Annotated in this window: 7 protein-coding genes and 2 pseudogenes; 4 read left to right on the forward strand and 5 right to left on the reverse strand. The window is 74.9% G+C overall.

Translation table 11 applies throughout. The annotated features are described in order from the left end of the window. Positions 1–184 (reverse strand): annotated as a pseudogene (locus AC1DUQ_RS15065) (nucleoside-diphosphate sugar epimerase); the annotation flags it as partial. Positions 185–399: 215 nt separating this feature from the next. On the opposite strand from AC1DUQ_RS15065, the gene AC1DUQ_RS15070 reads away from it, so the two are divergent. After that, positions 400–1800: a zinc-dependent metalloprotease gene (locus AC1DUQ_RS15070; protein ID WP_477074065.1), complete on the forward strand. Its 1401-nt coding sequence runs from the start codon at positions 400–402 to the stop codon at positions 1798–1800. A 183-nt stretch (positions 1801–1983) separates the two neighbouring features. Here AC1DUQ_RS15070 and AC1DUQ_RS15075 read toward each other — a convergent pair. After that, a pseudogene (locus tag AC1DUQ_RS15075) lies at positions 1984–2541 on the reverse strand (SprT-like domain-containing protein); the annotation flags it as partial. A gap of 193 nt (positions 2542–2734) precedes the next feature. On the opposite strand from AC1DUQ_RS15075, the gene AC1DUQ_RS15080 reads away from it, so the two are divergent. After that, positions 2735–2893, forward strand: a complete 159-nt coding sequence (locus AC1DUQ_RS15080) for a DUF5679 domain-containing protein (RefSeq protein ID WP_175348182.1) — start codon at positions 2735–2737, stop codon at positions 2891–2893. Between the two features lie 1910 nt (positions 2894–4803). Here the strand turns inward: AC1DUQ_RS15080 and AC1DUQ_RS15085 are convergent. Then, complete coding sequence (locus tag AC1DUQ_RS15085; RefSeq protein ID WP_477061521.1) at positions 4804–6804, reverse strand: ATP-dependent helicase; 2001 nt, start codon at positions 6802–6804, stop codon at positions 4804–4806. 155 nt (positions 6805–6959) lie between these two features. Here AC1DUQ_RS15085 and AC1DUQ_RS15090 point away from each other — a divergent pair, with 155 nt between their 5' ends. Beyond that, complete coding sequence (locus AC1DUQ_RS15090; RefSeq protein ID WP_477061520.1) at positions 6960–7220, forward strand: mycoredoxin; 261 nt, start codon at positions 6960–6962, stop codon at positions 7218–7220. Here AC1DUQ_RS15090 and nudC read toward each other — a convergent pair. Continuing rightward, complete coding sequence (nudC, locus tag AC1DUQ_RS15095; RefSeq protein ID WP_477061519.1) at positions 7213–8199, reverse strand: NAD(+) diphosphatase; 987 nt, start codon at positions 8197–8199, stop codon at positions 7213–7215. The genes AC1DUQ_RS15090 and nudC overlap by 8 nt on opposite strands. Positions 8200–8322: 123 nt before the next feature. On the opposite strand from nudC, the gene AC1DUQ_RS15100 reads away from it, so the two are divergent. After that, positions 8323–9270: a phosphotransferase gene (locus AC1DUQ_RS15100; protein ID WP_477061518.1), complete on the forward strand. Its 948-nt coding sequence runs from the start codon at positions 8323–8325 to the stop codon at positions 9268–9270. A 7-nt stretch (positions 9271–9277) separates the two neighbouring features. On the opposite strand, the gene AC1DUQ_RS15105 is transcribed toward AC1DUQ_RS15100, so the two are convergent. Beyond that, positions 9278–10952, reverse strand: a 1675-nt coding sequence (locus AC1DUQ_RS15105; protein ID WP_477074066.1) for a 3'-5' exonuclease, incomplete at its 5' end; no start/stop codon positions are given.

Genomic DNA, 10952 nt, shown 5'->3' on the forward strand with positions numbered 1-10952 from the left:
CCCCGACCGCCCGCGCGGCACCGAGGACCCGCTGGGTGTGCGCGACGATCGCCGCCTCCCGCTCGCGGCGCCCCTTGTCCACCGGCGCGACCAGGTCCCCGGAGTGCGTGACGAGCACGACGACCGTGGCGCCCGCCAGCGCGTCCTGCGGGTTCTGCTCCGGGACCTCGTCAAGGGTCCGCACGTGCCCACCCCAGGCGGCCCCGACGGCCGACGCGATCGGTCCCCGCCCGATCACCACGACGTCGTCGGGGCGCTCGGGCTCACCCGGTCCTGCGCCGCGAGAGGTCCCCGGTCGCGCGCTGCGCCCTGAGCGAATTTGCCCGGCCACCATCCCTCGTTCCTGTGCTGCGTGGTTACCGTGGTTCGCAGCCGGCCCCATCGTCGCAGGAGGTCCACGTGAGCCCCGACAACTCCGCTGTCCCCGGAGCCGATGGTGGCGTGCCCGCCTGGGAGCAGGTCATGCGCGCGATGCTCGGCGAGGGAGCCGACGACGCCATCCGTGAGCTGCAGGAGCGCGGCTTCGACCCCGGCGCGATGGCCGCCGCGTCCGGGCTGCCCGACGACCCGGCTGCGCTGCAGCAGGTGTTCGCCCAGGTCCAGGCCCTGCTGTCCGCCTCGGGCGACGACCCCGTCAACTGGCAGATGGCCCACGACCTGGCGCGGCAGCAGGCCGCCGCGGGCGGCGACCCGTCCCTGAGCACCGGCCAGACCCGGCAGGTGATCGACGCCCTCGCGGTCGCCGAGCTGTGGCTCGACGCCGCCACCGACCTGCCCCCGTCCACCGGCACGCCCCGCGCGTGGAGCCGCGCCGAGTGGGTCGAGGCGACCCTGCCGACGTGGCGCACGCTGACCGAACCGGTCGCGTCGTCGCTGTCCGTCGCCCTCGTCGGCGCGCTCGGCGGTGCCCTGCCCGACGGGTCGGACGGCGAGCTCGCGCTGCCCGGCGGGATCGAGCCGGCTCAGCTGCTGCGGCAGCTGGGGTCCGCGGTCTTCGGCATGCAGGTGGGCCAGGCCGCGGGCACCCTCGCGCACGAGGTGTTCGGCACCACCGACATCGGACTCCCCCTCCTGGACAAGCCTGCCCCTGCGCTCGTGGCGGCCAACGTCGACGCGTTCGCCGAGGGTCTCGACGCCCCCGCGGAGGAGGTTCGCCTCTTCCTCGCTCTGCGGGAGGCGGCCGCCACCCGCCTGTTCACCCATGTCCCGTGGCTGCGCTCGCACCTGCTCGCCACCGTCGAGGMGTACGCGCGCGGCATCACGATCGACGCCGACCAGCTGGAGGAGGCCGTCCGCTCGATCGACGTCACCGACACGGCGGCGCTCCAGCAGGCGCTCTCCGGCGGGGTGTTCGCCCCGCACACGACGGACGCGCAGAAGGCTGCGCTCGAGCGGCTGGAGACGGCCCTCGCGCTCGTGGAGGGCTGGGTCGACGAGGTCACCGCCACCGCTGCGCTCCCCCACCTGCCGCACACCATGGCCCTGCGCGAGATGATCCGCCGCCGCCGTGCCGCGGGCGGGCCTGCCGAGCAGACGTTCGCCAACCTGGTCGGCCTCGAGCTGCGGCCCCGGCGCCTGCGCGACGCCGCCGCACTGTGGGCGCAGATCACGCGCGACAACGGCGCCTCGGCGCGCGACGCCGTGTGGGACCACCCCGACCTGCTGCCCGGCACCGAGGACCTCGACGACCCGTCCGGCTACGCGGCCCGCCGCGCGACCGCGGTCGACGACGCCGCCGAGGTGGACCGCGCCCTGGCCGAGATCCTCGGCGAGGACCCGGACGCCGACCCGACGGCCTGACCGCGGCCCTGCCCGCCATCGGCTGCCGCGTCAGCGCGCCTCTCGCGCTCCCGGGTCGTCGAAGTCCAGCTCGAGCTGCCCGAGCGCCTCGTCGTCGGTGCCGGTCGTGAGCTCGTCGACGTCCACCTCGTCGGACACGACGTCCTCCGGCTCGTCGATCCCGCCGTCGTCCACCTCGTCGGCCGGCCGGTCCGCGTCCTCGTCGGACTCCCCCGGCGACGCCTGGGCTCCACGCTCCGCCGCGTACGCGTACCCCTCGAGGAACCCCCGGGCGCGCAACGTCCGCGGGTAGGTGTCGAGCTCCGCCCAGAAGTCCGGGCCGTGCCCGGCGTGCAGCAGGTGCGCGAGCTCGTGCAGGAGCACGTAGTCGAGCACCCACCGCGGCATGCCGCGCACGCGGTCGGAGATCCGGATGGAGCCGTCCGACGGCGTGCACGACCCCCACCGGCGGCCCTGGTTGGTGGACCACCGGACGGACGTCGGCTGCACGCGACCGCCGAGGTACTTGGCGGCCAGCTCCGTGGCGCGGGACATGAGCTCGTCGTCCGACGGGCGGCGGCGGCGTTCCTGCGTGGCCAGGCGCGTGAGCATGCGGCGCACCCACTCGCGCTCCTGCGCCCGCGTGAACCGTGCCGGGATGGCGACGATCGTCCGGTCGCCCTCGCGCCAGGCCGTCACCGTGCGCACGCGCTTGCGTGAGCGGCGGATCTCGACCTGCGACAGGTCCTGCGTGGGCTGCACAGGTGCACGCTAGCGCGCAGGGCCCACGGGCTCCGGTTCACCCGTCGGCGCACGGCGCGTCCTGCACGATTCCGCGGGCTGTGGGTGTCTTGAGCACTACCGTGGACGTCGCGCGGGCGTTGTTGCACCAGCACGTCCGAGCCGCCGGCCGGCGGTTCCCCGGTCCGGTGCACGGACACCGAGGGAGGGCCACATGGCTGAGACGTATGCAGGCGAGTTCTACTGCGTGAAGTGCAAGGAGAAGCGCGAGGCCGAGGGCGACGTCGTGATCTCGGAATCCGGTCGCAGGATGGCCAAGGCCGTCTGTCCGGTGTGCGGCACCAAGCTCAACCGCATCCTCGGCAAGGCCTGAGCACCACCACACCCGCCCAAGGGCATCGTCCGCGACGGACGGTGCCCTTCGGCATGTCCGGCCCTGTGGACGACGCCCGCGCGGTCCGCGACAGGGCTGCCAGGGTGGCCCCGACGCCGAGAGGGGACCCATGCGACTGCGTGCCGGGCTGCGGGTGCTGCGACGCACCACCACCGAGGTCCAGGTGGGCACCGACCCGCGCTGGGCCGTCCGCCTGACGGACCTCACCCCCGGGGACGCGGACCTCCTGATGTCGGTGGACCCTCGGACGGACCTGACCGAGCTCGTCGCGCGCGCGGCCGATGCCGAGCGCGCCCTCGCGCTAGTGGCTGTGCTCGTCGACGCGCAGCTCACCGACGCGCGGCCGCCCGCAGCCGTCCTGCGCGGGCCGGTGGCGGTCGACGCGGACGTGTGGTCCCTGCTGCGGCCCGACGGGGACGGCAGCCGTCTCGTCCGGGCACGGGCGGATCGGGTGGTCGCCGTCCTCGGGCTGGGGCCGACCGGGCTGGGCGTCGCCGTCGGCTTGGCGGCCGCGGGCGTCGGCACCCTGCTGCTCGACGACGAGCGTCCTGTGCGGTCGACCGACGTCGGCGTCTGCGGGTACCGGTGGGCGGACGCCGGGTCCGCGCGCGAGCACGTGGCGGCGCGGCTGCTGCGCGACGTGGCGCCGCACGTCTCGACGGTCTCGGACCGCCGGCCGGACGTCGTAGTGCTGGTGGAGGACGGAGCGGCCGACCCCGTGCGCGCTCCCGCGCTGGTCTCCGGGGCGACGGCACACCTCGGGGTCGTCGTCCGGGAGGCCGACACGGTCGTCGGCCCGCTCGTCGTGCCGGGCACCGGTCCGTGCCTGCGCTGCCTGGACCTGCACCGCGGCGACGCCGACGAGGCGTGGCCGACGCTGGCCGCCCAGCTGCGGACGGGTGCGACCCCGAGCGAGCCGGCGGTGACCGCCGCGGTCTGCGCGGGGATCGGTGCCGCGGTCGTTCTCGGTCACCTGGACGGGCTCGTCGGCCTGGGCGCCGGTGTCACGTACGAGGTCGCCCTGCCGGACGCGGTGCCCCGCAGACGCACGTGGGCGGTGCACCCCGAGTGNNGTGCACCCCGAGTGTGGGTGCACCGCCCTCCCGGCGTCGCTGGTGGGCGCGCCGGGCTGAGTGCCTCAGGCCGCCGGGGCCGCGTTCTTCCTCGGCCGGCCGCGACCACGCTTGGTCGCGACCACCACACCACCGACGAACACCTCGCCGCCCCAGACGCCCCACGGCTCGGCGCGCTCGATGGCGCCGGCCAGGCATCCCTCGATCAGCGGGCACTCCCGGCAGAGGGCCTTGGCCTGCTCGACCTCGGCCGTCCGCTCGGCGAACCAGAGCTCGGGGTCGCCCGCCCGGCACGGGATGAAGTCGGCGACGAGCTGGTCGAACGTCTGGCGGTCGTCGGTCGCCGAAGTGCTGTCGGTGAGGGGCCACGCGCCGGATCCGCCCTGGTTCACCGTGTCGAGCAGCGTCGTGAGCCGCACGATGTCCTCCTGATGTCCTTGCTGGTGAGCGTGTTGCGTCGGTGCCGGACCGACTGCCAACCCGTCCCACCCGGATCAACCGGGAGAAACAGAAAGGCCGCGGGTCCGAGTTCGGACTTCGACCCGCCGGTGAGCTCGAGGGTGCTGCCGCCGATGGGCGCAGCGATCCCCTGGAACCGGAACATGGTGGGCGCGACAGATCGCGGCAGGAACGCGTAAGCGTCCGGCGTCTGGATCTTTGTGTTCATCGGTGCACCCACCCCCTCTCCGGCTCGGACCCTCACCTCTCGGCGCGGTCCCTCAACAAGGACGTCGCCCAGACTAGGACCGGGCTCGCGGGGCGGACAACCGAATAACCGAAGTTTCCTCGACGAGTTTCTGCCATCGCCCGATCGGCTCAACGGGCGGGCTGGCGGACTGTCGCGCGCACGGTCTCCAGCACGTCCTCGCCGACGTCCGCCAGCGTCATCGGTCCGACCCCGCGGACCGAGCCCAGCTCCTCGAGCGTGCCGGGGCACCGCTCGGCGATCGCGCGGATGGTTGCGCTGGTCAGGACCGACGCCGGCTGGCGGCGCAGCTCGGCCGCGTGGGCGTCGCGCCACGCAGTGAGGGCGTCGACGACGGCCTGCTGGCGGTCGTCGAGCTCGCGCCGCGGCACACCCGGGCGGCGGCGCTCGTCGGGCCAGAGGTCGGTGAGGAACCGCGAGACGGTGCGGCTCGCCCGGGCACGCGGGTGACGGGCACGGGAGTACGACAGGTGCAGGTGCACGCGCGCCCGGGTGATCCCGACGTAGAGCAGGCGCCGCTCCTCGGCCAGGGCGGCGTCCGTCTGGGCCTGGACCGTGGGGAGCAGCCCCTCGGACAGCCCCACCAGGAACACCGCGTCCCACTCGAGGCCCTTGGCCGCGTGCAGGGATGCCAGGGTCACGCCCTCGACCGTCGGGGCGTGCTGCGCGGACGCGCGCTCGTCGAGCTCGGCGACCAGGTCGGAGACGGTCGGCGGACCGCTGCCCGTCGGTGGGGCCGCAGCCAGCGAGTCGGCCAGCGTCACGAGTGCCTGCAGGGCGTCCCAGCGTTCGCGCGCCGCGCCGCGGCCCTCCGGCGGGTTCTCCGTCCAGCCCGCGTTGCGCAGGATGTCCCGGACCGCGTCCGGCATCGGCAGGTCGGGATCCACCGCCCGCGCACCACCGCGCAGCAGGACCATCGCCTTGCGCACGTCCGCCCGCGCGAAGAACCGCGCGTTCCCCCGGACCTGGTAGGCGATGCCCCGGTCGGACAGGGCCGCCTCGAACGCCTCGGACTGCACGTTGGTCCGGAACAGGACCGCGATGTCGGCGGCGGACACGCCACCGCGCACCAGCTCGGCGATCGCCGCGGTGACACCGGCCGCCTCCGCGTCGTCGTCCGGGTAGGTCACGTAGGAGACGTCGGGCCCGTCGGCGCGCTGCGCCCGCAGCTCCAGCGGGGCTGGTCCGCCCGCCTTGCGCGACGCGTGCATGACGTGGTTGGCCAGGCTCACCACCTGCGGGGTCGAGCGGTAGTCACGGACGAGCTCGACGGTGGTGGCGCGCGGGTACGTGGCGGTGAACGACGTGAGGTGGTGGGCGGAGGCGCCGGCGAACGAGTAGATGGTCTGGCTCGGGTCGCCGACGACGCACAGCTCCTGCCGCCCGCCCAACCACATGTCGAGGAGGTACTGCTGGAGCGGGCTGACGTCCTGGTACTCGTCGACCACGAAGTGCTGGTACTGCTCCCGGACCGAGTCCGCCACGTCCCGCCGCTCGGCGAGCATGGCCGCGAGCAGGAGGAGCACGTCCTCGAAGTCGATGACGCCCTGCTGGTCCTTGGCGGACTCGTACGCCGCCATGAGCCGCGCGACGGACTGCGGATCGATGCCCCCCGGCCCCGGCCGGTCGGTGGCTGCGGCCGCCTTCGCGTAGTCGTCGGCCGTGACCAGGGAGACCTTGGCCCACTCGATCTCGGACGCCAGGTCCCGCACGCTCTCCCGGTCCGTCTCGATGCCGACCAGCTGCGCGGCGTGCGCGACGAGCTTGACCTTCTGCTCGAGGATCCGGGGCGGTGGGCCGCCGACGACCTTGGGCCAGAAGAACCCCAGCTGGCGCAGCGCCGCGGCGTGGAACGTCCGGGCCTGGACACCGGACGCGCCCAGCAGCCGCAGCCGGGTCCGCATCTCCCCCGCGGCGCGGGCGGTGAACGTCACGGCGAGCACGTTGGCCGGCCGGTAGGCCCCCACCTGGATGCCGTAGGCGATGCGGTGCGTGATCGCCCGGGTCTTGCCCGTGCCCGCACCGGCGAGCACGCGGACGGGTCCCCTCAGGGTCGTCGCGACGGCACGCTGCTCGGGGTCGAGGGCGTCCAGGAGGGCTTCGGCGGACATCGGGCACAGTCTCGCAGCACCGGCCCACACCCCCGACGCGACCGGTGGACAACGCCCGTTCGAGCGACCCGGGAAGTGTTCCGGGTTTGCGGACGTTGCTGCCCTGGGCGACGATCTCGCCTAGGACGCCCACAGTTCCCGACCGACGAGGACCGATGACCACGCAGACCCTGCCCGAGACCGGCACCCTCACGATGTACTCCACCAGCTGGTGCGGGTACTGCCGCCGGCTCAAGACGCAGCTGGACTCCGCGGGCATCGGCTACACCGAGGTGAACATCGAGGAGCACCCCGACGCGGCCGCGCTCGTCGAGTCGCTCAACGGTGGCAACCAGACGGTCCCCACGATCGTGTTCCCCGACGGGTCCGCCGCGACGAACCCGTCGCTCGCGCAGGTCCGCGACCGCCTCAGCTGAGCGGTCCCCCGAACCACTCCTCGACCAGCGCCCGCGCGATCGACGCGCGCCCCGGCGGGATGACGTCGCCGGTCCGCACGGCGTCCGCGAGCTCGGCGCGGGAGAACCACCGCGCCTCCGTGAGCTCGATGCCGTCCACGTGCACGTCCGTGGACTCGGCCTGCGCGCGGAAGCCGATCATGAGCGACGCGGGGAACGGCCACGGCTGGCTGCCCCGGTAGGACACCTCGCCGACGACGACTCCCGTCTCCTCCGCGACCTCGCGCCGGACCGCGTGCTCGAGCGACTCGCCCGCCTCGACGAACCCCGCGAGCGTGGACCACCGACCGGCCGGCCAGTGGGCCGCGTGGCCCAGCAGGATCCGGTCGTCGGCGTCGACCACCGCCATGATCACCGCGGGATCGGTCCGCGGGTAGTGCTCCGACCCGTCGACCACGCACACCCGCGTCCAGCCCGACTGCGCCACCCGCGTCTCGGCGCCGCACCGCGGGCAGCGGGGGTGCCGGGCGTGCCAGGCGTCGAGCGCCACCGCCGTCGTGGCCAGCCCCGCCTCGTCCGCCGACAGGTCCGCGCCGATGTCCCGCAGCCCGGTCCAGGTCATTCCGTCGGGCAGCGTGGGCGCGATCGCGGGCCCCGTGCTGGTCGGCGCCGCGTGCACGAGCACGTCGGACGCCTCCCCCACCGCGGGCGCGGGCCGGCGGTCCGCCACCCGGCACGCGAGGTAGACCTCGCCGCCGTCGCCCTGGCCGAGCAGCAGCCAGGCCTCGTCGTCGGCCGGCAGCAGCCGGGCCACGTCCGCGGGGTCGAGCAGCGCGACCGTCCGGCCTCCCGCCGCAGTGACCACGGCGGCGTCGCACACGAGCAGCACGCGCGTGGCGGGGTCGGCGAGGGCCGTGCGGACGAACCCGTCCTCGGTGCGCAGCAGCGCTGCCCGGTCGATGCCGGCACGGGACAGCGGGAGGTCATCCGGAACGATCACGCCGGTCACCGTACGCGGGGAGCCACGACCGGGCTCGCGGAAACGGGCGCGGCGGGATCAATCGGGCGCAACACGCCGAGCGCCTCGGGCGGGACGGCTGCACAGCCCGCCTATCCTGGGCGCGTGGTCCGATCCCCCCTCGCCCTGGCAGCGCTGGCGACCGTCGCCGTCCCGGGACTCGACGCCTTCGACGTCCGACGACCCGCCCAGCCCGGGTCCGACTTCGACACGGCGGTCGTCATCGACGCCCACCGCAACCGCTGGGTCGTGCGGGCCCCGCAGCACGCCGCGGCCGGTGCGGCCCTCGAGGCCGAGGTCGTGCTCCTGTCCATGCTCGCGGCGGAGTCCGAGCGCGGGAAGCTGCCGTTCGCCGTGCCCGCCCCCGCCGGCTTCGCGCACCTGCCCGAGGGCGGGCGCGCGGCCGTGCACGCGGAGATCCCCGGCGACCCGCTGCGGCTCGAGCGCCTCGCTCCGGGCCCGGGCCTCGCCGCGTCGCTCGGCCGCGCGATCGCCGCGGTGCACGAGCTGCCCACCGTCATCGTCGAGAACGCCGGCCTGCCCGCGTACGACGCCGGCGAGTACCGCCAGCGCCGCCAGGCGGAGGTCGACGAGGCCGCCCGCACCGGGAAGGTCCCGCCCGCGCTGCTGCGGCGCTGGGAGGAGCGGCTCGAGGACGTCGCGATGTGGCGCTTCCGCCCGACCGTCGTGCACGGCGACCTCACCAGCGACCGCGTGCTCGTGCAGGGCGACAAGGTCACCGGGATCCTGCACTGGGGAGACGCCTGCGTCGCCGACCCCGCGGACGATCTCGCCTGGCTGCTCGTCGCGGCCCACCCGGACGCCACCGACTCGGTCATGGAGGCGTACCAGCTGCGCCGGACCGAGCTCACCGACCCGCACCTGGTCGACCGCGCCCTGCTCGCCGGGGAGCTCGCGCTCGCCCGCTGGCTGCTCTACGGGGTGCGCACCCAGGACACGGAGATCATCGACGACGCCGTCGCCATGCTCGAGGACCTCGACGCGCACACGCACGAGGGCCGGGACGCCGAGGCCGAGCCGCTGATGGCGTGACCGGCACTCAGTCGGTCTCGAACAGGGTCGGGGCAGCCGGTCGCGGTCGCGCCTTCGACGCCTCCCAGCCCCCACGGCTGCGGTGGGGGGTGTTGGGCCGCGCGCCGCGTCGGTTGACCTGCGGCGTGACGGCTCCCGGAGCCTGCGGACCGCGGGTCGCCGCGCTCAGCAGCTCGGCGATCTCCGTCTCGTCCAGCAGGCGCTCCGGGTAGACGGTCACGCCCGCACCGACGTAGCAGAACGCGGCGCGCACCCGGTCGAGCGGGGTACCGGTCCACCGCGACCAGGCCAGCCGGTACACGGCCAGCTGGAGCTCGCGCGAGGCACGGGCGGCCGCGTCCTTCGGCGGAGCACCCGTCTTCCAGTCGACCACCACCACTCCAGGCTCTCCGTCGCCGGCCGCCAGGTCGGGGAAGACCGCGTCGATCCGCGAGCGCAGCACGTAGCCGTCGACCGATATCTCGATGTCCACCTCGACCGCGACCGGGGAGCGGTTCGCCCACTCCGTGGCCAGGAACGCCTCGCGGAGCTGACGCTCGTCCAGGTCGAGGACCGCGGAGTCGTCGTCGGCACCGGGGAGGGCGTCGACGTCCACCAGGGAGGCGCTGCCGTACCAACCCTCGACCCAGGCGTGGAACCGCGTACCGCGGCGGGCCTGCGGCGACGGCTCGGCCGGCACCGGGCGGCGCAGGTGCTGTGCGAACTCGGCCGGGTCGCCCTCGAGCCGGACCAGCGCGGAGGCGGACAGGTGGGCGGGCAGCTCGACCTCGCCCGAGGGTGTGCGTGCCCGCTCGCGCTCGGCGAGCAGACGCTCGGCGAGGACGTCCCAGGGGTGCGCGGCGATCTCCTGGTCCGGCACCGGCGGGTCGTCGGCGGGGTCGGCCGTCAGCTGCCGGGCCTCGTCCGCCCCGCGCGAAGTGTGCCGGGCCATCGCTGCGCGCACCCGAGCGGCCGCCTCCTCGACGTGCGCGCGCCGGGTCGGCCCGGTGTCGGTGCCGAACGGGTCGGCGGGCCAGGTGGCCGTGAGCACCAGCGAGGCGCGCGGATTCGTCCCGGTGCCGTCCGGGGCCTCGTCCCAGCCGCCGGTCTGCACCAGACCGGCGTCGGCGAGCTCGGTGAGGAACGTCGAGACCTTGCGGACCCGGGTGCCGTCGCCCCACCACGCCGCGGTGAGCAGCAGGTCGGACCGCGCGCGGGTGAGCGCGACGTAGGCCAGCCGGCGCTCCTCGGCGACCTCGTGGTCCCCGGCGTCGAGCAGGAACTGCTTGCGTCGCTCCTCCAGCTCCTTGGGGTCGTCGGCCCCGGAGTACGCGAAGACCGGCAGGTCGTGGCGGTCGCCGCGCAGCGGGTAGGGCAGCGAGCCGAGCCCGGTCAGCCACGCCGAGTCCTTCGGACCGTCCTTGCCCTGGGTCGCCGTGGCGGGCAGCCCGCCGTCCACCAGCCCGGCGACCGCGACGACGTCCCACTCGAGGCCCTTGGCCGCGTGCACGGTGATGAGCTGCACCGCGTCCGGGTCAGGCTCGGAGACGGGCATGTCCAGACCGTTCTCGCGCGAGTCGGCGGCCTCGAGCCACGCGAGGAAGCCGCCCAGGTTCGGGTGGTCGGCAGACCGGGCGAACTCCACGGCCACGTCCCGGAACGCGTCCAGCTGTGCCCGCGCGCGGCCCGGCGACGTGCTGGCC

Source organism: Cellulomonas sp. P4_B5_2 (genome assembly GCF_056402235.1).